This is a genomic window from Amycolatopsis sp. NPDC054798 (assembly GCF_053611505.1).
Map to the genome: position 1 here is coordinate 31,480 of NZ_JBSHAM010000047.1, position 22,210 is coordinate 53,689.

General features: G+C 64.2%; 16 protein-coding genes. 10 read left to right on the forward strand and 6 right to left on the reverse strand.

Going from position 1 to position 22,210, the window contains the following annotated elements; translation table 11 throughout:
• The first annotated feature begins 1,479 nt into the window (after nucleotides 1–1,479).
• Complete coding sequence (locus ACWGIC_RS26450) at nucleotides 1,480–5,571, forward strand: nSTAND1 domain-containing NTPase (protein ID WP_452078615.1); 4,092 nt, start codon at nucleotides 1,480–1,482, stop codon at nucleotides 5,569–5,571.
• 12 nt (nucleotides 5,572–5,583) lie between these two features.
• Nucleotides 5,584–6,255: a DUF2165 domain-containing protein gene (locus ACWGIC_RS26455; RefSeq protein WP_452078616.1), complete on the forward strand. Its 672-nt coding sequence runs from the start codon at nucleotides 5,584–5,586 to the stop codon at nucleotides 6,253–6,255.
• A 1,734-nt stretch (nucleotides 6,256–7,989) separates the two neighbouring features.
• On the opposite strand, the gene ACWGIC_RS26460 is transcribed toward ACWGIC_RS26455, so the two are convergent.
• The 5 genes from ACWGIC_RS26460 to ACWGIC_RS26480 all read right to left on the reverse strand — a co-directional run bounded on the left by ACWGIC_RS26460 (nucleotide 7,990) and on the right by ACWGIC_RS26480 (nucleotide 12,729).
• Entirely contained in the window at nucleotides 7,990–9,012 is a 1,023-nt protein-coding gene (locus ACWGIC_RS26460) for a hypothetical protein (protein WP_452078617.1), read from the reverse strand.
• The gene (locus ACWGIC_RS26465) at nucleotides 9,009–9,728 is read right to left on the reverse strand and encodes an HAD-IA family hydrolase (RefSeq protein WP_452078618.1); all 720 of its coding nucleotides are present in this window, start codon (nucleotides 9,726–9,728) and stop codon (nucleotides 9,009–9,011) included. The genes ACWGIC_RS26460 and ACWGIC_RS26465 overlap by 4 nt, the downstream gene beginning before the upstream one ends.
• The gene (locus ACWGIC_RS26470; protein WP_452078619.1) at nucleotides 9,725–10,705 is read right to left on the reverse strand and encodes a class I SAM-dependent methyltransferase; all 981 of its coding nucleotides are present in this window, start codon (nucleotides 10,703–10,705) and stop codon (nucleotides 9,725–9,727) included. Before ACWGIC_RS26470 ends, ACWGIC_RS26465 begins: the two co-directional genes overlap by 4 nt.
• Before the next feature lie 178 nt (nucleotides 10,706–10,883).
• Complete coding sequence (locus ACWGIC_RS26475; RefSeq protein ID WP_452078620.1) at nucleotides 10,884–11,783, reverse strand: DMT family transporter; 900 nt, start codon at nucleotides 11,781–11,783, stop codon at nucleotides 10,884–10,886.
• Between the two features lie 742 nt (nucleotides 11,784–12,525).
• Nucleotides 12,526–12,729, reverse strand: a complete 204-nt coding sequence (locus ACWGIC_RS26480) for a hypothetical protein (protein ID WP_452078621.1) — start codon at nucleotides 12,727–12,729, stop codon at nucleotides 12,526–12,528.
• 431 nt (nucleotides 12,730–13,160) lie between these two features.
• On the opposite strand from ACWGIC_RS26480, the gene ACWGIC_RS26485 reads away from it, so the two are divergent.
• A complete protein-coding gene (locus ACWGIC_RS26485) occupies nucleotides 13,161–13,328 on the forward strand; it encodes a hypothetical protein (protein ID WP_452078622.1) in 168 nt (55 codons plus the stop codon).
• Nucleotides 13,329–13,624: 296 nt separating this feature from the next.
• Here ACWGIC_RS26485 and ACWGIC_RS26490 read toward each other — a convergent pair whose 3' ends face one another.
• The gene (locus tag ACWGIC_RS26490) at nucleotides 13,625–13,759 is read right to left on the reverse strand and encodes a hypothetical protein (protein ID WP_452078623.1); all 135 of its coding nucleotides are present in this window, start codon (nucleotides 13,757–13,759) and stop codon (nucleotides 13,625–13,627) included.
• Between the two features lie 829 nt (nucleotides 13,760–14,588).
• On the opposite strand from ACWGIC_RS26490, the gene ACWGIC_RS26495 reads away from it, so the two are divergent.
• The 7 genes from ACWGIC_RS26495 to ACWGIC_RS26525 all read left to right on the forward strand — a co-directional run bounded on the left by ACWGIC_RS26495 (nucleotide 14,589) and on the right by ACWGIC_RS26525 (nucleotide 22,056).
• Entirely contained in the window at nucleotides 14,589–15,200 is a 612-nt protein-coding gene (locus ACWGIC_RS26495) for a hypothetical protein (RefSeq protein ID WP_452078624.1), read from the forward strand.
• Nucleotides 15,201–15,696: 496 nt separating this feature from the next.
• The gene (locus tag ACWGIC_RS26500) at nucleotides 15,697–16,551 is read left to right on the forward strand and encodes an N-acyl homoserine lactonase family protein (protein ID WP_452078625.1); all 855 of its coding nucleotides are present in this window, start codon (nucleotides 15,697–15,699) and stop codon (nucleotides 16,549–16,551) included.
• Nucleotides 16,544–18,415, forward strand: coding sequence for an FAD/NAD(P)-binding protein (locus ACWGIC_RS26505; RefSeq protein WP_452078626.1), 1,872 nt, complete (start codon nucleotides 16,544–16,546; stop codon nucleotides 18,413–18,415). The genes ACWGIC_RS26500 and ACWGIC_RS26505 overlap by 8 nt, the downstream gene beginning before the upstream one ends.
• Nucleotides 18,412–19,389, forward strand: coding sequence for a class I SAM-dependent methyltransferase (locus tag ACWGIC_RS26510; RefSeq protein ID WP_452078627.1), 978 nt, complete (start codon nucleotides 18,412–18,414; stop codon nucleotides 19,387–19,389). The genes ACWGIC_RS26505 and ACWGIC_RS26510 overlap by 4 nt, the downstream gene beginning before the upstream one ends.
• Nucleotides 19,390–19,444: 55 nt before the next feature.
• Entirely contained in the window at nucleotides 19,445–19,831 is a 387-nt protein-coding gene (locus ACWGIC_RS26515; protein ID WP_452078628.1) for a cupin domain-containing protein, read from the forward strand.
• 204 nt (nucleotides 19,832–20,035) lie between these two features.
• A complete protein-coding gene (locus ACWGIC_RS26520) occupies nucleotides 20,036–21,244 on the forward strand; it encodes a YbfB/YjiJ family MFS transporter (RefSeq protein ID WP_452078645.1) in 1,209 nt (402 codons plus the stop codon).
• A 23-nt stretch (nucleotides 21,245–21,267) separates the two neighbouring features.
• Nucleotides 21,268–22,056 (forward strand): enoyl-CoA hydratase, encoded by a 789-nt coding sequence (locus tag ACWGIC_RS26525; protein ID WP_452078629.1) that lies wholly within the window; start codon nucleotides 21,268–21,270, stop codon nucleotides 22,054–22,056.
• The last annotated feature ends 154 nt before the right edge of the window (nucleotides 22,057–22,210 follow it).

Genomic DNA, 22,210 nt, shown 5'->3' on the forward strand with positions numbered 1-22,210 from the left:
CGCCCCAGTAAAGCCGCACACCTAGGCTTCCGCAGCGGCAATGGCTTCCTGAATCCACAACGTAAGCCGGGCAGCTCTGCGCCAAATCACCACCGATCCCAGCGTGGCCGTGCGTACAGGCTGAGACGCGTCGAAAATCAAGGCGAGGTGGCAGGGCTGGGCGGGCACCAGCGAACGACACCCGTCGCGCCCCGCCACCTCTTTCCTCGCCAGATCATGGAGCCGCTGGGGGTCGGCTCTCGCGAATACGATCTGGCGGTCCCGCGCCATCCGCGACGGCACGGTGCCTAGCTAGACCAGCCCGTCCGAGCGAAGTCACATCATCAGTCGGGCAACCGGCAGGGACACAGCACCTCGGACTTCTCGCCATCCCGCTGTTGTTCGAGGCAGATCTTTGAGCCAAGCAGGCCCCACACCTTGACGCGTCCACGACTGGTGTTGCAACTTCGGCTCACGCAAGCTTGCTGGCGAACCGCTACGCAGATCACTGTCCAGCCGGATCTGGGTCCATAGAACCTCGGATGCCGACATTAAGCTGGTGCCAGGTGGAGTGCCAGCAGTGCCGCGAGTGTCCTGCGGTACCGCTATGTGGTCTCGCAACGCAGCTATTGCCCCCTCCGTGCTCAATCGGACCTTTGCGAGGCCGCCTCCTCTACATAACTCCAGGCCAGAGGCTTTCCGGTCCGGACCCGGTCGTCTGCAGACCGTGGGACAGTCGCGAACCCAGCAACTGTGCCCACACCGTTCCCGGCACCGCACAACGAATCGGGTCGCCTCCAACGTCAAATGGCCGTAACCGGAGAAGTCCAGTCCGAGGGATGCTGACCGGCGACATCGCCCTTGCGAACCCGCGCTCCTCCTGGACGACCGACACCGCCGTTGTCTGCTAACACATCGCTTCCTCTCTCGTGTCACCTCGACGTTGCACGAACTGCCCCCTCGACAGGTCGTGCAACGTCGAACCCGGTGCCCGGACGAGCTGGCGAAAGCCCACAGCATGGTGCGGGCTCGATGTCCAGTCTGTTGCCGCTCCATGCTCAGTGGATCTTCCAGGACCGCTCGCCCTCCAGAACACCAAGGTCAGAGGCCAAATCAGGTTTTCCGGTCCGGACAGTCGAACGTTCACAGACGCCTCAACGGCTCCAAACGCAGCCCTGACCGATCGTGCGGTTCAGCTCTCCTCAGCAGCCCAGCTTGTTCTCGCCGCGCGCCGCCGATCTCCTCGGCAACTCACATCAGCCGACGCTCGACCGGCAGAACCAGAAGAAGCCGAGGCCACGCGTACGCGGCTCCCAGGACCAGCCCGCTTCGAATGTCTGGTCCACATACGTAACAACCATGCCGTCAGCACCGGCAGGAATCACCTTGCATTCTCAGGCGACGATGACGAGTATGGATCTTCGCCCGGCAGGGGTAGCCACATAACGACGCGAGGTGCCCTGGCCGCAGTGGCGACATCGGCTTGGGGAGGGCGATGAAATGGGCTTTGAGCCGCGCGGGCTATTCGCAGAGCGATTCGCGCTGCTCTACGCCGAAGCGGGCGATCCGCCGCTGAAGCGGGTAACCGAATCAGTTCTGCGAGCGCGGCGGGTCGATGAACGGGGTCGTCCCGTCAGAGTTTCGGCGCAGCGGGTAAGCGACTGGCGACGTGGACGGAACGTTCCTGCTCGCTTCGCCTCGCTGGCTGTCGTCCTGGAAATCCTGATCGGCGAGGCACGCCAGATACGTTCCGCCCCGATCGTGCCCGATCTGTACAACCTGACTGCCTGGCGAGAGCTGTGGAAGCTGGCTCTCGACAGCCCGATTCCCGGTACCTCCGCAGCTGGCGACGCCCCTGACAGCAGAACTGCCGGGCAACCCGAATCCACAGATTCGGGTGCCTGCCCTTACCGGGGTCTGGCGTCGTTCAGGCAAGAGGACGCTGGCTCTTTCTTCGGACGCGGTCGCAGCACGGACGCCCTCGTCGCCAGGTTGGCGGCCAAAGCAGGTCCCGGGGTGATCATGCTGATCGGGGCGTCAGGTGCCGGGAAGTCGTCGCTGATCGCCGCCGGCCTGCTCCCGAGGCTGGAACAGGCGCCTTCGGCTGGCGCGTCCAGCGGCAACTGGACGACCATCTCGATGACTCCGCGTGACAATCCGATCCGCGAACTCGTTGCGCGCGTGCCGGAGCTTGAGAATGCCGTCAAGCTTTTGTCTGATGTGCGCAGCACAGAAACCGGCTCTTGGTCAGGCGACGACAACTCCGCAGCCATGAGGCAAGAGGAATCTGATGACGTCGAGGAAGATTTCCTGGCAGCAGTTCAGGTCGCTGTCGCCGAACACCTCGACCGCCAAGCGCGATCGACGACTCAGCTTGTGCTGGTCGTAGACCAATTCGAGGAAACCTTTACGCTGTGCCCGGACGAGTTCCAGCGGAGATTGTTCGTTCGCACTCTTCACGCCATCAGCAGCTTCGCTTCAGCCGACACTGGACGGCCTGCTGTTGTGTTGCTCGGATTGCGGGCTGATTTCTTCGTGCATTGCCTCGAATACCCGGAACTGACGGCCGCCTCGCAGAGCAACGATCTGCAGGTTCTCGGCCCGATGACCACCGGCGAGCTGCGTGAGGCCATCACCGGCCCCGCGAAGTCGGTTGGGCTGCAGCTGGAACCAGGGCTCGTCGACTTGATCGTCCGCGACGTCAGTGCTGGTGCGGTGCGCACTCACACTGGTTGGGCGGAAAGCCTCCACGACGCCGGAGTTCTGCCCCTGCTGTCGCACGCGTTGCTGGCGACCTGGCAGCGTCGCCAACCTGGCAGGCTCACGATCGAGGCTTACCAGGCAGCCCGCGGAATCCGGGGCGCGGTAGCAGCAACCGCAGAACGGGTGTGGGCCGACCTGGATCAGGCAGGGCAAACAGCCGCGCGCGCCATTCTCCTGCGACTGGTGCGAGTCAGCGAGGACATGCGTGACACGCGGAGGCGATCGACCCGGCAGCAGTTAGTCGACCAGGCGGAGGATCCCGCGTCCGCGGAGAAGGCTCTGGAAATGCTGACCGCGGCCCGGCTCGTCACGCTCGACGAACAATCGGTCGAGATCACGCACGAAGCTCTGCTCCAAGCTTGGCCGCGGCTGCGGAGCTGGCTCGATCAGGACCGGGCCGGCAACCTCCTGCGTCAAAGACTTGAGGAGGACTCGACATCCTGGGACAGACAGGACCGTGACGCGTCCTTGCTCTATCGAGGCGCGCGCCTGGAGACGGCTGCGCAGTGGAGGAAGACAGCTGGCCCCGCTGACGTAACGGTCACAGCCCAAGAATTCCTCGCGGCATCTTCACGACAATGCCGCCGAAACATCTGGACCCGGCGCGCCGCCATGGCTGCTGTGGTTGTCTTCGCCCTTGTCGCGGCATCGACGGCGGTGGTAGCCATTCGGCAACGCGACGAAGCCCAGTTCCAGCAGGTCGTCTCCGAAGCCGACCGGCTGCAGGCGTCCGACCCTTCGCTGTCGGCCCAGCTCGATCTCGTCGCACATCAGCTGCGTCCAGACGATCAGAATGTGCTGACCAGGCTGCTCTCCACGCAGCAGAGCCCGCTGGCCACACCGCTGACCGGCCACAACGGCGCGGTGTACTGGACCGGCATCAGTCCCGACGGAAATGTCCTGGCTACCGCCAGTGCCGACCGTACAGTCCGGCTCTGGGACATGCGCGACCGCGGACGACCCCGCCAACTCGGGGTTCCTTTGACCGGATTCGGCAGCTGGGTCGCTTCGGCGGTCTTCACGCCGGACGGCCGCACGCTGGTCACGGCCGGCGACGACCATACGTTTCGGCTGTGGGACGTGGCCGATGCCGCCCACCCACATGCGCTGGGACCCCCAACCGACGGCGGCGGTGGCACCATTTACACCGCCACAGTCAGTCCGGACGGACGCGTGCTGGCCACCGCTACCAGTGACCGCGCGGTCAGACTCTGGAACATCGCCGACCGCGCACACCCTGTCCCGCTCGGCAGCCCGCTCGTCGGCCACACCGGACTTGTGCGGACCGTCGCGTTCAGCCCGGATGGAAACACCCTCGCTTCCGGCGGCAACGACCATACGGTCCGGCTGTGGGACATCTCCGACCCGACCCGGACATCGCCGCGAGGCCAGCCACTCCTCGGTCATTCCGGCATCGTGCACTCTGTGGCTTTCAGCCCTGACGGTCGCACCCTGGCCAGCGGGAGCGAGGACAAGACCGTGCGCATGTGGGACCTCGCCTCGCCCGGAGGGCCAGTCGTTCTCGGCAAGCCTCTCGTCGGGCACGTCGGGGAGGTCTGGCAGATCGCGTTCAGCCGGGACGGCCGCATGCTCGCGTCAGGAGGCGACAGCACAGTGCGGCTCTGGAACCTTTCCAACCCGTCCCGGGCAGTGCCCTTGGGCAAGCCGCTGTCGGCCAGCAACGGCAACGTGTTCTCAGCGATGTTCAGCCCAGACGGACATACACTCGCGGTCGGCAGCGGAGATGGCGTAGCACGGCTGTGGTCGATACCCGATCTCATATTGCTCGGACACAAATCAGCCATCACGTCCTTGGCTTTCAGCCCGAACGGGCGGCTCCTGGCAGCTGGCTCCGGAGACAGTGCCAGCCAGCTCTGGAACGTCGCCGACATAGCACACCCGCGTCCTCTTCGGCTCTCGAAGACGGGACACCAGGGTCCCGTCAGCTCGATTGCGTTCAGTCCCGACAGCCGCATCCTCGCCACCGCCAACGACGACAGCACAATTCAACTCTGGGATGTCGCCGCCCCAGCGAACCCTGCTCCGATCGGACATCCCCTCCGGCTGAAAACAAGATATGGCAGCCCCGTCCTGTTCAGCCCGGACGGTCATATTCTTGCCACCGCCAACGACGATCGAACCCTGCAACTCTGGGATGTCCGCAACCCGGCGGCTCCCGTGCGAATGGGCCAGCCAATTCCCGGCAAACCGTCGAGCGGGACGCCAGCGGCATTCAGTCCCGACAGCCGCGTCCTCGCCATCAGCAACGACGACAGCACCCTGCAGCTCTGGAACATCGCCGACCCCGCACATGCAGCACGCCTCGGGCCCCCTCTTGCCGGTCACACAAAGCCAGTGCTGTCCGTGGCGTTCAGCCCGAACGGCAACATCCTCGCCACGGGCAGCGATGATCAAACCCTCCGGCTGTGGAACATCGACGATCCCTCACACTCGACTCCGCTGGGCCAACCTCTCGTCGGGTACACCGAGGCCGTGAACTCCATCGCATTCAGTCCCGATGGCAGGATGCTCGCGACCGGCAGTACTGATCGAACATTTCACTTATGGGCCGTCTCAGGGACGTACGCAACACCCATAGGCCAACCTATAGGCACAGACGCAGACGTCGTCCACATGAGTTCCTTCTACCCGTTCGAGATGCGCGGGAAAATTCTGGCAACCGGCGGAGAAGACGGCACAGTCCGGATCTGGAACCTCGACAAGGAGCAGGCCATCCAACGAATATGCGCGTCAACCAACAACGTGTTAACTCACAAGCAAGCACAACTGCATATCCCGCAAGTCGATTACGATACACCTTGTCGATAGGTCTTCTACCCAGTGATCTCCGGCGCTTCAAAACATATCCTGACTGCGATCCCCGACAAGGCCGAACCGGGTGCCGCTGCCGAAAGTTCCACGACTCCAACTCTCTACAATATTCATTCCAACATGTATTATCCATGCATGGGTATATTCAGCAGGTTCAGAGCACTTCCCGCCGCAGCCACAGTTCTCACTGGAACCACGGCCCTGCAGATGACACTTATTACAGTCGGCAACATCACGGACTTCGGAACGAATCAAGCTTTCGTCCGTCATGTTCTGGCAATGGACACCACGTTCCAGTCGCCTAACATGATGCGGCGCGCCATAACCAGCCCTGGACTCGCCGACGCCGTTTACATTGCCATCATCGCGTGGGAGCTCATCACAGCGCTGGTGCTCATTTCCGGATTTATCGGATGCATACGGAATCACCTGTCCGGTCACCCCCTGCCCATGGCGCACAAGCTGTCCAGCCTTGGCTGGGTGATGCAGTTAATGCTTTTTGGGATCGGATTCCTAGCGATAGGCGGAGAGTGGTTCCAGATGTGGCAATCCAGCAAGTGGAACGGTCTCCAGGCAGCCCTTCAGCACGTCATTATCGCCTCATTCGGTCTCGTCCTCACTCACCTCGCCGCAAACGATCTAAAGCGCACAGCGGGCGAACCTGCTGACAGGTTCAGCTGACCATTGGCCCGACTGGCGCTAAGCCTCTGACTACCTGGCCAGGTTGCCGCGCCTCTGCCGCGGTGCCGCTCCGCAGTGAGGCAGCGGCACATCGGGCCTGGCGCTGAAAACCCGCTGCTCGAAGCTCACCGCATCACGCCTGCCGCCTGGGGCCGGAGTTCGCGAACTGAAGTTTCAGGGAGATTATGCCCATAACCCACGGGGGCGGAATCGCTTTCGTCCCAGCTGGCTTCACGCCACGCTGGCAGACGGCTGGAAACTTGCCGATGCGACACCAGGCATGCCAGCCGTGCCTACCCGATGATTCAGAGCCCACGGTAAGGCGCGTCAGCCGGGCGCAAATACCGCTCGGCATCATCCGACACGTCCGGCTGCCAACTCTTAACCAGCGGGACCGGGGTGCGCGGCCCGGATGGCACGCCCTCACTCCCCAGGTTCGAGAAGTTTCGGCCTGGGGATTTGGTTTTCCGGAAGCTTTTCTCCCGGTCCTGGACTGTCCATTGTGGTCGTCGGCGAGTCCGAGACTTCTCGCCGACCGCCGCGAGATGATCGCCGCTGTCGCTTCCGCCGCCTGCGGGAGGACCGTGGTGTGGGTGTCGGAGGCGCCGGTGATCGAGGAGTGCCACTGCACCACCTTCATCTCCACCCCCGCCGCCAACGTCAGCGTCGCCGCCCCGGGGCGCAGATCGTGCAACCGGATCGGCGGCAGACCGACTACCCGGCAGAACACGTCGGTGACGTAGGCGAACCTGACCCTGCCGCCGTTTCGTGCTCCCCGCGCAACCTTCCAGCCAGGCACCCGCCGCCGAGGTTCGTTTGCTGCGACGGTTCGGAGCATCGGCTGGAGCGGCCGGGTCTCGCGCAGCTTGCTCGCGCCAGCTCGCCAGGCCCCCAGCAGGCGTTCGACGAGTTCGACCTGACGCTCAGCATCTCCTCTCTGCTGCGCGGGCGCCGTTTCCGCACACCGAGGCGACCATCGCTGAGGCCGTAACCGATCGTGACCTCCCACCCGGCAGAAAGCACTGCTTGCCATGCGGGGCGAATTTTTCGTTCGCGTTTACCCACCCGGTAGCGGGGTATACGACCAGCTCTGCTGCCGCCGGTTCCAGGGAGCGGCCTCGGGAGGGAAGGCTCATGACGCGCAGAACAAGACTGGTGTTGACAGTAACCGCCTGTTGCTGCAGCGTAATCGCAGTACTCCTATTGGGTGTCCCAGGCGGAGGACTTGGCGTCTTGCTGGCGATGCTCGCGGCTTATGCACTACTGGGAGTCAGTGCTCGTTCTGTTCCATCGAAGCATCTTTCTTCTCGTTAGCGCTACAGCCGCAGTGTTCGCGCTGCTCGCGAACCATTCACGCAGGCTGGCCTGAGCAGGGGAGCCGGACGGACCTGCTCGGGTTGCTCTCTGGCACCGGGCAACAGAATTCCTGGACGCGGCGGGAGAGGCCGGGGATCCGACTCCCGTATGGCACGCTGTTCTGGGGCACCCCAGCAGCAGTCTCGTAGCCGAGGGAACCCGGGTCGTCTGCAGAAGGACCGAAACGCTGCTTCGAAGCGGGGCCAGTGACGAGGCGAAAGTTCGCGAGCAGCCCCAGTTCGCACGGCTCGGCGACGGGACAATTGCCCGGCTTCTGTGCCGATGCCGTCGATCCGACACCGCAGTTGCCGTCCTCGAGCAGGGGTGCGCTGAGGTCGCCTCAGCGCACCCCTGCTCGGCACTGCCCGCGGAGCTCGGTCACGAAGAGTGCGCTTGCATGGCCGCTGCGGCAAGCGGTGCGAGATCGACGCCGGTGCGTCGGCAGTAGCCAAGAGCGTCTAGCTGTGCCCTGCGCAGCTTGGCGAATCCGCCCAATGCCGGCAGCAACCCGTCCTCCGCGGCTACGTGCCAGAACTCGTTCGTATCTTGCGGCAGCAGCGGACACCAGAACGACAAGACCGCGCTGATGCGTTTCCCGGTGCTTACCGGAGTGACCGCGTGCCAGATATCGCTGCCACGCGTGTAAACCGTGTCGCCCATACTGGCGAACGGGGCGCGGAAGACCTGGGGATGTTCGGCAGCCGCCGTGGTGATGACATCCTGATCGCGCCGGAACCGGTCACGATGGCCTCGATAGATCAGCAGGTTGCCGCCGGTAAACTCCTCCGGACGAGAGAGCTGCATGACGAAGACATAGGTCATGCCGTCGTAATGCCACTTCGCGACCTGGTCTTCCTCGGCTCCGCCGACTCGGACCTTGGCATTGTCGAAGTAGTTGATGCATACGCCCGGGTTCATCAGCGGATGCGGAACGAGAGGCACGCCCGCTATCGCCGAGACTCTGCTCAGGAACTTCTCGTCATGCATCATGTCGCCGATGAAACGCGACATCGAGGTAGCGTTGCGAACGCGGTGGCTGACGATGTAGTCGTCGTCGGGCGCTCGGCCCGACAGCATCTCGCAGACAGAGCGAAATGCCGCGACTCCTGTCGGGGTCAACAGGCGATGCGGGGCCGAGTACGCCGAGCACCTGCTGAGCCTGCCGAGACTCTCGATTTCTTCTTCGGTGTAACCGAAGTCTTTGAGGTCCAATTGCGTGAAGGCGGTAAGGGGCGCCTCCTCCACGAACCGGGTCTGCCATCGAGGTTCCGCCTCGGCGGGCAGCGCGGGCTGGTTCCAGTCGCCTTTGCGGAGTGCCCGGCGCAACCGGCTGAAACCGGTACGCAGCGTGCCGACCGAATCTCTGGGGCGCGGTTTGTCGATAGTGCTGTTCTGGGTCATCTGTCCACCTCCGATACTGGTTTTTCCATCACACCGCGAAGTTGCAATTCGCCAGTCAAGGGATCTTCGAAAACTCGCAGATCGGTGAGGTCGGGAATCCGCGCGTGCAAAGGACCGGGGTAACCGTCCGCCTCAGGCCCCACTCCGATGCACAGCATTCCCGCCGCCTGCGCGGCACGAAAACCCGCCACTGCGTCCTCGACGACCACGCATCGTTCATCGGACACGCCCAATCGACGTGCCGCGAGGCGATAGCAATCCGGCGCGGGTTTGCTGTCGGTGACGTCTTCCGCGCAAACGAGCACCTTGGGCGGTGTCAACCTCACGGCGGCGAGCTTCACCTCGGAAATGCGCCGCAACCCGGAGGTGACAATCGCCCATGCGCGGCCTTCGAGAGCTGCCGTGAACTGCCGCGCGCCGCGGACTGGCAGCACCCCTTGACAGCGCTCGGCTTCCAACGCGGTGAAAGCCGCGACCTCGGCGTCCTCGTCCTTGCCGGGTGCGGCGACGCGCACAATGTCCACGGTCCGCCGGCCATGGCCGAGGCCGGCGACATAGTCCGGATCCAGGTCGTGACGCGCGGCCCAATCAGTCGCGGCCTGCCTGATGGCCGGCATGGAATCCACCAGGACTCCGTCGAGATCCACCAGCAACGCCGAAGCCGCCAGGGTGAAGCAGGTGCGACCGATGCCTGACCGGGTGCGAGGGCCGGTCATCCGTCCCGGCCGTCCGCCGAGACGACGCAGATCAGCGAGTGACCGACACCCAGCCCCCGCTGCATTTCGAACTCCAGCACCCGCAACTGCCCGGCTAGCTCCCTGCGGCTTTCCGGACTCTCCTCCCGGTTCGCATGTCGAGCGACATGCTTTCGCAAGCATGAATTCCACTCCGTGGAATACCCTGCAAAAAACTCCGCCACCTCTGCCGGGGAGTCCTGCCTCGGGGTTTTGAGCTCGAGTTCCGCAAGGTCGACTTCCGTGTCCCCGCCGAACAGCCGGTTGAGCAAAGAGCGATAAGGAGGAAGTCCGGGATTGAAGGTCCCTGTTTCCGTGTGCCTTCCCACGACGACGGAACGGTCGAAGTAGTCGATTTCGCTCAACACCAGGCCAGCACGGATCCCCGCTTTGCGTATCATTTCATCGAGGGTCGCCCGGGAATAGAACGTCATCGGCGCTTGCGGTGAGTCCTTTACGTCTCGAAAGAATGTCATCTCATAGTTCCATCGATCGGACGGCCAGTTGGGCACCCATTCGATTGAATACCGTCCCAACACGTCGAGGACCACAGCAGAACGGGTGTGATTGTTCTTGACAGTGCGAAAAATGTCCGCCAGAACCGATTCCATCTCAGGTCCGGTGAGATGCGAGTACGGCACGCCGCTGGAAAGATAGAGGTCCGCCGCCCGCGGCGGTACGCCATCTCTCACGTCGGCCAGTTCGAAGTCGACGCCGTCGCGGCCCCGGTGGATGTCACGACCGAGTTCCACCATGCTCGGATCCACGTCCAGGCCCAGATACTCGACTGCAGGAGCCCCCGGACCCGGCCCGAGCGCGGCTTCCAGGAGACGCAGCGCATCCCCTGTTCCGCTGCCGATGTCGATGACGCGCAGCGCGTCCCCCGGTCCCGCCCCCGACCGTCCGGCCGCAAGCCCGAAGACGCGCTGGGAAAACGGCTCCTCCCAGGCGCGTTTCACCGCGTCTCGTCGCGCGGGCGAAAGATAGTGGGAAGTCGCCGCAGAATACGAAGGGCTCTGTGCGGCAGCGTGCTGAATCTGCGGTAATCCAGGCATATTCAATTTCCCCTCCCGAGAGGAATATGCAACGCGGGCATTACCGTACTATCCGCAGCAGGGAGATTCGACGGGCATACGGTTATGCCACACTACCCATCCGACTTGGTTCTTCCTTCGGTTTTTCACAACCTGGCCGGCGTGCGAGAAACACCGCAAGAAGGCAGATCGCAACGCCCGCTATGGCAAGCGGAGCGATTTTCTCTCCGAACATGAGGAACGCCCAGATCATTGTAGTCGGCGGAGTCAGGTAAATCAGACTGGTCATTCTCGCGATATTCATGCGGCGAATTCCCAGCCAGTAGAATCCATATCCGCCGAACGTGGAGAACACAACGAACCAGGCTACCGCGAGCCAAAAATTTCCACTGCTCGGCAATGCGGCTTCGCCGGCCGCAAAGCTCAGCGCCGTGAACAAGACCGCGTTGGCCATGCACTGCACGCTCAGCGCCTGCACCAGACTCGTCCGTACGTTCATCCGGCGTTCGACCAGGGTTGCCACGACCAAACCGCCCATCCCGGCAAAGGGCAGCGTGTATGCCCACCACGGAGCTTCGTGCGGGTGAGCCAGGTCGCCCCACACCACGAGACCTACTCCCGCCAAGCCTGTTGCCAGACCGGCCCACTGGGTGCCGGAGACCCGCTCCCCGAGTACCGGACCCGCCGCGGCGGAGGACGCTATCGGCTGCAACGCCGCCACCAGAGCGACGGTCCCGGCCCCCACGCCCAGCTCGACTGCCTTGACCGTGCCGATCAGGTAGACGCCCTGGCCCAGCAGGCCGACGACAATATGAACGACAGCTTCGCGCATCGGCATACGCAACGCCCGACGCAACATTTGAACGATCATCAAGATCGCCGCCGCGACCAAGAAACGCCACATCAGAAGTGGATACGTCGAAGATTCGCTCGTGCCGAGCTTCGCCCCGATGAACCCTGAACTCCACATAATCACGAACCCGACGCTCACCGCCAGATTCACGCTTGCAGCGCTCTTCATCACGTCGTCGCCGCAATCAAAAAATATGCGTGCACAACTGCCCCCTCGGAACACGAACGACGGATCAACGTCGATCTTCCTTGAACCAAGCTAACGGAATCCGGGCGGGCCGGGCAACTCGATAGAGGTAATCTAGTCATACGAAGCGTGACATTGCCGCCTGAAGGCCTGGACAGGTGGTCGAATCTCTTCTCCCCCGCATCGCGGGTGCGCACGAGCAGACGACAGAGGGCGACGAGCCTGCGCTGCCCGGCGGACTGCGTACGCCGTTGGAATGAATTGACCGGAAGCGTCGTGCGAAAGATCAACAAAATCGATGTTTAAAATGGCGAATAAAGGGTGTGGGGGGAATTCCTTGAACTGGGTGGCATCCGTTGCGCCTTCTCTGGCCTAGTGCTCCAGCTGCACTTCGCAAACCGGAGTGAGCTGACGCCGCGCTTCACGTCGGCCGGACGCGTCAGGACGCCGCTCGCTCACTGGTCACCGGCAAGACACCGCAACCAGCTCAGAAGCCGGGTCGCGCCCGGGAAGCCGCGGCCCGCCATGTGCAGGCGCCGGATGGAGTCGTGCTCCGGCGACTGGTTTTTTTTCCTAGCGGACCTGGGGGCCGTCGAACAGTCGGCATTCGACGCCTGCGGCGACGTGGGAGCAGGTTGCTTGGGCCCCGTCATCGAGGATGTCGCCGAGGCGCGGGCTCGCGCGGCTACGGGGATGCCATCAGCGATCAGCCAGGTTTGCGGCTGTGACACAGGCCGTGGATCTTCAGCACCGTCTTGATAGCGTCCAGCCGCATCTTCGGATCGGCGAAGCGGGCGTTGACGTCAGCCGACAGCCGGAACGCGCGGCGGGCGAAGTTGCTATGCCGGGTGCAGTTCTTCTTGAGTCGCAGCCCGGCGAGTTCTCCCCGCTGGCACCTGCGGGGTTCCATAAGTCTGCTGCTGGCGCTGACCAGCACGTTTGACTCCCACTGTTCGCACTCGTTGATCAAGCCTCGGAGTATGTGCTGTCGCTTGCCCCGTTGGGCACTGCGGTTCGCCACGGGGGGGGAAGGCGGCTGCAGACTCGGCGACGACCGCGGCCGGCTTCGAACTCGAGCGCGACCGGGCTGCGGTCCGTGGTGGTCGGTGCTTGAGAGGTCCGGGAAGGGAGCGGGGCCCTGAGTGACTGGTTCAAGGGGTCCGGCGTCGCGCCTGACGACGGAACGAGCCTCGCCCGGAACGCCGAAACGGTGATCGACGCTTGCGATCAGCTCGACCTCGAACGCTTCGCCCTCGTCGGCGTCTCCGTCGGCTGCGTGCTCAGCGTGCGGATCGCGCTCAACCGACCTGGCCAGCTGTCCGCGGTCATGACACTCATGCGGTGGAACGCGGGCGGTGCCGAGGCGGCGATTCCGCCATCGCAGGATTTCACAGGTCCTTCCGTGACGTCGAAGCCATCACGCAGGCCGTTGGAGCCATCTCGCTGGAGCCGAACAAGATGGCCGACGTCGTGCGCACGATGACCAGCGTGGTCGCAGAGCAGTTCTGACACAGCTGGCTCGGAACCGGAGGCGGTGCTTGCGCGCATATTCGAGGAGCTGCCCGGGATCGCCGTGCCAGCGTGCTACGTCATCGCCGGCCGAGACACCATCGCCCCGCACGGGCTCTTTGCCCAGCACACGCCTGAACAGACAGAGACGTCTTTCGCTGCCGCACCCGCGAGGGCTCGCCAACCTGCCCGCAGCGGCGATACCGATCATCAACTCGCGCATTGGTCGAACTGGCCGCTGCCGCGGAGTGCCGAATCATTCAAGGCCAGCCCGGCCGCAGCAGCCTTTTCCGGCCTCACCGCACGATCTGGCTTGAGACCTGTACCTCGACCAGCCGCAACCCGATGTGCGCCATCACATCAAACAACGGATAGAGAGCATGGCGGACCGTGCGGTCGGGAAAGCGGCCGGTCTGCACCGGTGTCCGCACCAACGGTGTCCACCGCACCGCCGAGGGCAAGGACGCGATTCACCGCGACAGGCCCTGCTGGACGGTTCAAGCCCGTCTCCTATGCCCGTTGGTCCGGCGAATCGACGACGGTCCGACCGGTCGCTGCCGCTTCATCCCGCGACTTTCCGCAGACCCCCGCGCGGCAACGGTCTTATCGAGCAATCCCGGGGTTGCCGTGATCCGAAAACTGCCGTTGCCCAGGGGACCCATCCGCTCGTGGCAGGCGTTGCTGCACTGTGCCTGCCTGCCGACACCATTGCCTCCCCAGCAGCGAGCGATCCGAACGGTCGCGGAAAGCCGCAGCTCACGAGCGGACCCGGGCGGGCAATTGCGGAAATGGCACCGGCAGTCGCGGCCGGGCAGAACGGAGGGCACCCGGCCAGCCCTCCGCCACTGGTAGACATTTGTCCTATTTGTCTGCCGCGCAGCGGGCGATCGAACTGATGACCCTTCAGCCCCGAGCGTGAAATAAGGACAGCATTCGCAGCCGAGAAGCAAAGGTGCAATCAGGACGGCGAGCGCCTTTCCGGCCATCAGGACCGCGGAGCAGGAATGGTCGAGGCCAAGGCGCGCCGCTGCCTCGGAGCATGCGCCGAACTCGCAGGCGGCCGGTGAGAAATGAACCGTCGGTTGCCCTGGAGGAACGATTGCCAACCGGGCAACAGGTCTGCGACAGTGGTAGCCCGGTCGGTGGTGGCCGGATCGGGCATCTTGGGGGAACACGATGTCGGAATCAGCGTCGCTTGACGCGTTGGTGCTTGCCGGTGCACGGCTACCGTCGGTTCTCGTGCATGGGCCTGCTACGCGGATGATCGACGGGAAGCATCGAATCCTCCCTGCTCACTTGCGGAGTGATACGGAAACCTCAATTACGCGCTTTGCGGATACGGATTTCGAAGCGTTTGTGCAGTCCGTTCAGAGGAATGTGGCGCATGGCCGGGCAGATCGCGAGGCGGCGGTCTTGCGGATACCGGGGTCGCGGGCAGCGTGGCCGGATCGGGCCATCGCCGAGGCGACCGGGTTGAGCGTGCCGACGGTGGCGGCGGCCCGGAGCCGTGCAACTGCTAATTTCTCACAGTCGCACACCCGGATCGGCGAAGACGGCAGGGTACGGTCGTTGTCCAGGCGGGCAGCTGCCAAGATCATCGTTGACCGGCCAGGCACTCCGTTACGAGAGATGGCGGGCGAGGCCAGCATGTCGATGGGGACGGCCCGCGGCCGGCTGCGTCGTGGCGACTACCCGGTACCGATGAAGTATTCGAAGAGCAAGGTGCCCGGGAGCGGCCTCGGCCAGCCCGGACCCGCTGGGTTGCGCAGGGATCCGGCGTTGCGGTTCAATGCCGTCGCGCGGACCTTGCTGCAATGGCTCAGCATCTGCGGAATGGCGAAATTTTGCACAGGAGCTGAGGCAGCAGAATAGCAATGCCGGATAGCGGCGGTTCACTGTGACAGACCGCGGGCACGTTCTATACCGGGGCGCAATCGGCGTAGTGAAGATCCGGCCGCGCGGGCCGAGTTGATGATCTATGAGCCCGGTATAATCGCCATGCCCGCGATCATCAGAAAGGGCTGCCTTGAGGGACTGATTCGTTGCTGCGCAAGCAAAGTTAAGGCGACAAGGGCGGCGATCAACGCGTGCCGTCAGCAGGAATCAGCGTACCGGGTCCAGCCTGTAAGGTACTAATCTCTGGCGACACGGGGATGAACGGCAAGTGTGGATCGAGACGCGCGGCAGTTGACAGCTCGCGCGTTTTCGATGTGTCAACTCGAACTGTTGCCGCCGATGTTTGCTCCCGGCTATGTTTCACAGCCATGGTCTCCCTAGGTCTCCCGACAGCCACGACTATGCCCGCGGTGCCTCCCAGACCCTCGCTCGCGCGATTCTCCGCAACCGTTGACGCCTCGGCGGTCCGGCGATGACCCCGCGCATTTCCGATTCACCCGTCTACGAGGTTTTCGCCCTGCGCTACGCCTCGCACTACGGCCGCAGCAGCGCCGACAACTTTCTCGGCGAGGATCCTCTCCACGTGCCGGAGATGCCGCTCGACTTCTTCGTCTGGCTGATTCGCGGGCAAGGGCGCACTGTGCTGGTCGACACCGGTTTCACGCCGGAGACCGCTGTCCGGCGTCGTCGGCACTATCACTCGCGCCCGCTCGATCTTCTGGGGCGGCTGGGGGTCGCCGCGGAGGACGTCAGCGACCTCATCGTCACCCATCTGCATTATGACCACGCCGGAAATATTTCCCAGTTTCCTGCCGCGCGAGTTCATCTGCAGACGGCCGAGATGCGATATTGCACCGGGCACAGCATGCGGCATCCGCAATTGCGAAAAGTCTACGAGGTCGGCGACGTGGCTGACGCCGTGCAGACTCTGTACGAGGGCCGGCTGAACTTCGTCGACGGAGACGCGGAGATCGCGCCAGGCATCTCGGTACACCTGTGCGGCGGCCATACCAAAGGCCTGCAGTTCGTCACCGTGGCCACAGAGCGCGGGGAGATCGTGCTCGCCAGCGACGCCGTGCACTACTACGAAAATATCCGCCGGAACATTCCGTATCCGAGCTTCCTCGACATCTCGGATTATCTCGACGGCTTCGAGCGCATCACGGAGCGGGCCCAAGACCTTGACCACATCATCCCGGGACACGATCCGTTGGTACTGACCGCATTCCCTCGTTCTCCGCTGAGTCCGGACATCGCGATGGTGCACTCCAGCCCGATCGCGCCCCTGGCTTTCGAGGACTCGCGTGCGGGTGCGGCCAATGTCTAGCTTCCGGCTCGCCATCATCGGCGGCGGCCCCCGCGCGCTCAGCATCCTGGAGCGGCTTGTGGAGCACCGGAAACGGCTGCCGAACCACACAAGCCTCGACGTCGTGGTGATCGATCCGGGAAACCTCGGCGAGGGAAGCCATCCCACGGACCAGCCCAGCCATCTTCTGATCAACACCCTCGCGTCTCAGGTCACCATGCGCCCGCCGCTGAGTTCCGTCGGGGACGACAGCACGCCATCGGTGCTCGACTGGGCCGCTGAGCAGCGCTATCGCCGGCATGTGGGCGGAACCCGCACTCCTGACGGGGATGAAGAGCAGCCATTGACTGAGCGAAGCCACCTCTCTCGCGTCCTCCTCGGCGAGTACCTGGCTGCTTTCGGCCGCGAGGTCGTCTCCGCGCTGCCGCTCAATATCCGTGTCGAGCACGTGCGCGCACGGGCGATTGACGTGCGGTTCGAGGATGAGGTGTACGCGATTGCTCTCGACAATGGGCAGACAGTCGTCGCGCACTATTCTGTGCTCGCCATGGGACACGGTCACCGCGCGCAGACCGAGGAGGATCGGCGGCTAGCCGACTTCGCCCAAGACAAAAAGGCCGCGAATCCGCGCCTCGCCTACTTTGCGTCTCCCTACCCCATCAGCAAGCTGGACGCGATCACCAGCGACGCTCGGGTCGCGATCCAGGGTCTCGGTCTTACTGCTCACGATGTGGTTTCGGCGCTTACGTTGGGTCGTGGCGGCGAGTATCGGACCGAGCAGGGCAAGTTGGTGTACAACGCTTCGGGACGTGAGCCACGGGTCTGGCTCTGTTCTCGTCAGGCACTGCCGTTCGCGGCCCGCGGGATCAACCAGAAGGGGCGGACCGGACGCCACGTCTGCCAGTTTTTCACGCCGCAGGCGGTGGCTCAGATTCGGGCCCGCGCCGCGGCTCTAGGCGATGCGCGGATTGATTTCCGCACTGATCTTCTGCCGCTGATCATGACCGAAATGGCCTATGCCTATCGGACCGCGGAAAGCGGCGAGCACGTCGACACGGCCGGGTTCACGCCGACGCCGGAGGAGATCCGGTTGATCCGGCAGATCCTGTGGCCGCTGGAACACGAGTCCTTCAGCTCGCCTGCAGAGTTTCGCCGATGGTTCCTGGCAGCTATGGAAAACGACCTCGGCGAGGCGTACCGCGGCAACTGCACCAGCGGCGTCAAGGCCGCGACGGACGTCTTGCGGGACGCCCGCGAGGCGTTCCGCGCAGCGGTGGAGTTCGGCGGTTTGACGCCAGACTCGCATCGCTATTTCGTCGAGCAATTCGACGCGACCGTGAACCGGGTCTCCTTCGGCCCTCCGCTGCGCCGCAATGAAGAATGGCTGGCCCTCTTCGAAGCCGGGATCCTCGAGGTAGCCGGTGGCGCCGCCAGCAGGGTTGAGACGCCTGACGACGAGCACAACTACCGGATTTCGCTGGATTTTCCCGGCGGGCCGGCAGCTGTCGATGTCGACGTGGTGGTCTCGGCAAGACTCGACAAGTACTCGCCGCGCACTGACTCTTCTCACCTGTCCGCGAACCTTGCGCGGCGCGGCCTGGTCAGGCCGTTCATGAACGGGGATTATCATCCGTCCGGGATCGACATCGACGAGAACCTGCGGGTGAAAAAGGCCGACGGCCGCGTTCACTCCAGGTTGTGGGCCGTCGGGTTCGTGGTCGAGGGGCCGCATTTCTACACCCATGCCCTGCCGCGTCCGGGAATCGCGTCGAGGCAGACCGCCGACGCCGAACGGATCGTGCTCGGGATTTTTGCCGATATCGCCGCGGAGGGCGCTGCGCGCTCGGCGGCTACGCCTGATATTCGTTCGGAGGCAGTCCGATGACCAGCAGCTACATAGCTGACCTTACCTTCGAGGAGTACCTGCGGGAGATCCGCGAAAAGCACCCCGGTCTCCGCGAACTGCTCGACCCGGAGCGCATCGAGGCCGGGGCGATCGCGGACTACCTCAAGGAACTGAACGAGTTTTCCTGGGAGTTCGAGGACCAGGATACCGGAGGCCGCGGGCTGGCCTGGAGCCAAACGCAGAACACCGCGAACAGCCGGGAAGTCGGCATGAAGAGCCTCCTGGAACTGTTCTCCCCGGCTGCTCGCGAAACGCCCGCATCCTCTCTCCGGGTCCTTGACATCCTTGGCGGCAGCGGTACGGTCGCGCGGTTGGCAGCGACTCTCGGAGAAAACGCTCCCACAGTCATCACAGCTGACATCTCGAATCTGATGATAAGCTCGTGCCGCGCCCATGGTCTGCCCTATATTCGCCAGTCCGCGGCGAGAAGCTTGTTCCGGGACGATTCGCTGGACGGCGTTCTCATCGGCTACGGCACGCAACTTCTGAGCCCGGAGACCCGGCGGCTGGCCGTCGCGGAATCGTACCGCACGCTCAAGCCCGGAGCCCGGCTCGTAGTGCACGCTTTCGAGGCCGGCCAAGGCGCCGCGCGGTTCTTCGACGATGTCGTGCATCCGTATTCGAGCACGGGACACCCCCACGAACATCTCACTCGCGCGGAGATTCGCGGCCTCTTTGCCGACGCCGGATTTTCCGATATAACAATACGCGACATGAATGACCCGTACCGGCTGGAGGGGCAGACGGCCGGGGAGGCGAAACGCAACGCGATCCTGCATTTGCACAGCGCCTATGACCTCTGCAAGATCTCCGGCTCGCCGCAAGACATCGAGGAGAGGCTGGAACCTCTCGTCGAGAAGACGCTCGGACCGGTCTCGGTCCGGCGCGAGCAAGAGCACTACCTCGCGGAAATCCCGCGCACCGCCCTGGCGGCGATTGCGGTCAAAAGGTAGTGCCGGCTTCGTGACTGACCAGAGAACGCAGGAAAACCGCTCTAGGAGGAGCAGCATGGGAGACGTCGCAGCATCCAACGGACCGGCCGTCGAGACCCCGCCGGTATACACCCAGGGAGGCATCAAGCGGACGCTTCTGGAGAAAACCGAATTTCCCGACGGATACGTCCTCAACACGAGCATCATCGAGGTCCCGGCCGGCACGAGTGCCTCCCCGCACACCCACCCCGGCATCGAAACCGGCTACGTGCTCGGCGGCGAGTTCTACTTGTGCGTCGAAGGCAAGCCCGACCAGCACCAGCCGCTCGGCAGTTCCTACACGGTTCCCTCCGACGCTGTGCACTACGCGCGGGTTCCCGGCCCTGACCCGCTGAAGGTGCTGTGCACTTTCATCGTCAGCGACACCAAACCGCTCGCGACCGTCGACCGGGCGGCCCCGTAACGGATACGAGCCGGCGGACGGCCTCTCGGACCGGGCTTCGGGCAAGTCCGCGTCCGAGAGGCCGTCTCGTGGCCTTGCCGGCACGGCGGTAATGTTCGTCGGGCTTGCGGAGTCAAGCTTGCTGGTATTCCTTCACAACCGCGTCTCGAGGTAATTGCCGTGACAGCAGAGTTGCCCCCGAAAACCGACGTCAGCCGAAGGCGAATGTGGAGGGAGGTCGGCACAGCGCTGGGGTTGTCCGGGGGCGCGGCGGTCGCTTTGGGGCTCTCCCGGTTTTCCTACGGTTTGCTGCTGCCGCCGATGCGCTCGGATCTGGGCTGGACGTATGTCGAAGCCGGCGCGATGAACACCGCGAACGGCGCGGGGTACGTCGTGGGTGCGCTCGTGGCGGCCTGGGTGGCTTATCACTGGGGAATGACGCGCACGTTTCTCCTCGGCTACGCCGTAAGCGTCGTGGTTCTGCTGGTTACCGCGGCCACCACCAATGTGGTCGCCCTCATGGCTCTGCGGACCATCGGAGGCGCTTCGACCGCTCTCACCTTTATCCTGGGCGCCGGATTGGCCTCCGCGATCTGCCCGGCGCAGGATCCGCGCCGGCGGGGCACGCTCGTCGGTCTTTATGTCGCAGGCGTCGGCGTCGGCATTTTCGTGTCCGGTGTGGCCATTCCCCTCGTTCTGGGGGACGGCGTGCAGCACTGGCCGGAAGGGTGGATCGTCCTCGGCGTCATCGGCGCGGTGTGCCTGCCGGCGGCTTGGTGGGCCGCACGCGGCGTGCAGGAGCCGAAAGGCGGGCGCATCGCCCTGCTGCGGGGCCGGGAATTCCGCCAGATCATGCCCACCTTCATCGGATACGGGCTGTTCGGAGCCGGATATGTCGGCTATATGACGTTCATTATCGCGCTGTTGCAGGAGCAGGGCCGCAGCAGCGGGCAGGTGATCTGGTTCTGGTCGGTACTGGGCCTGGTGTCGGCCGTGGCGACCATGCTGTGGGGAAAGGTGCTCGGAGTCGTCCGGGAGGCCCGGGGGCCGTCCATGGTCTTCGCGACGGTCATGCTGGGCACGCTGCCGGTTCTCGTCTTTCCGGGAAGCCTGACCGCGATGTTCGTGTCCGCGATCCTTTTCGGGGGCAGCTTCCTGGCAGGTCCGACCGCGATCACCATCGTGGCGCAGCGGCAGTTGCCCGTCTCTTCGTGGACGGCGGCCATCGCGCTGCTGACCGTCGCGTTCGCGTTCGGGCAGGCCGTCTCCCCCATGCTGGCGGGTGCGATTTCCGACGCCACCGGGAACATCTCCGCCGGTTTCTGGGTGTCGCCGGTGTTGCTGGCGGCCGCCGCGGGTGTGAATCTACTGCAGCGTCCAGCCGCTGATCAGCTGAGCCGATCGTACGACGGACACAGCGGCCGGTCCGCGTAACCCCCGAGCCCAGGAGGAACGGCGTGCCCTACGAATACCTGCTCACCAGCGTGCACGGCGAACGGCCGCTGAAGACCGGCGTGATCCGGCTCAACCGGCCGAAGCAGATGAATGCCCTCAACGACCAGGTCATGGACGAACTGGGGGCGGCGCTGCTCGCCTTCGACCAGGACGAGGGCATCGGCTGCATTGTGCTGACCGGCACCGACAAAGCATTCGCCGCCGGAGCCGATATCGCCGCGATGAAGGACTACGACTTCATTCAGGCCTACAAATCCGGCTTCATCTCGCGCAACTGGGAAACGCTTCGCCAGGTGAGGAAACCCGTCATCGCCGCGGTGGCGGGCTACGCACTCGGCGGCGGCAGCGAGGTGGCGATGATGGCCGATTTCATCATCGCCGCCGATACGGCCAAGTTCGGCCAGCCCGAAATCACGGTGGGCATCGTGCCCGGCGCGGGCGGGACGCAGCGGCTGCCGCGGGCGGTGGGCAAGGCCAAGGCGATGGACATGGTGCTGACCGGCCGGATGATGGACGCCGCCGAGGCCGAGCGCGCCGGGCTGGTGTCGCGGGTGGTGGCAGCCGACGAACTGATGCAGGAAGCACTGACCGCGGCCGACACCATTTGCGGCCTGGGCATGCCCAGCGTGATGCTGGCCAAAGATTGCGTGAACCGGGCTTTCGAAAGCCCGCTTTCCGAGGGACTGACCTACGAGCGGCGCATGTTCCAGGCGTTGTTCGGCACGGAAGACCAGCGCGAAGGCATGGACGCCTTCCTCGCCAAACGCACACCGCAGTTCAAGCACCGCTGATACGGCGGCCGATGGTGTCGTGATCCGCCGGCCGACCGGCAAAGCCGTTTCCGGGGGACCTTGCGAACACTCCCCCGGAAACGGAAAATCAACGCCGGACCGAAGAGTCAATTCCCGGTCTTCCGCGGATTCCTTTCCGGCGGCCGCCGCGCGG

Excerpts from the sequence above, each read along its gene's own strand:
- ACWGIC_RS26450 (WP_452078615.1), top strand. The coding sequence starts at position 1,480 with ATGGGCTTTGAGCCGCGCGGGCTATTCGCAGAGCGATTCGCGCTGCTC.
- ACWGIC_RS26460 (WP_452078617.1), bottom strand. The coding sequence starts at position 9,012 with ATGACCCAGAACAGCACTATCGACAAACCGCGCCCCAGAGATTCGGTC.
- ACWGIC_RS26465 (WP_452078618.1), bottom strand. The coding sequence starts at position 9,728 with ATGACCGGCCCTCGCACCCGGTCAGGCATCGGTCGCACCTGCTTCACC.
- ACWGIC_RS26480 (WP_452078621.1), bottom strand. The coding sequence starts at position 12,729 with ATGGAACCCCGCAGGTGCCAGCGGGGAGAACTCGCCGGGCTGCGACTC.
- ACWGIC_RS26495 (WP_452078624.1), top strand. The coding sequence starts at position 14,589 with ATGATCGACGGGAAGCATCGAATCCTCCCTGCTCACTTGCGGAGTGAT.
- ACWGIC_RS26500 (WP_452078625.1), top strand. The coding sequence starts at position 15,697 with ATGACCCCGCGCATTTCCGATTCACCCGTCTACGAGGTTTTCGCCCTG.
- ACWGIC_RS26505 (WP_452078626.1), top strand. The coding sequence starts at position 16,544 with ATGTCTAGCTTCCGGCTCGCCATCATCGGCGGCGGCCCCCGCGCGCTC.
- ACWGIC_RS26510 (WP_452078627.1), top strand. The coding sequence starts at position 18,412 with ATGACCAGCAGCTACATAGCTGACCTTACCTTCGAGGAGTACCTGCGG.
- ACWGIC_RS26515 (WP_452078628.1), top strand. The coding sequence starts at position 19,445 with ATGGGAGACGTCGCAGCATCCAACGGACCGGCCGTCGAGACCCCGCCG.
- ACWGIC_RS26520 (WP_452078645.1), top strand. The coding sequence starts at position 20,036 with ATGTGGAGGGAGGTCGGCACAGCGCTGGGGTTGTCCGGGGGCGCGGCG.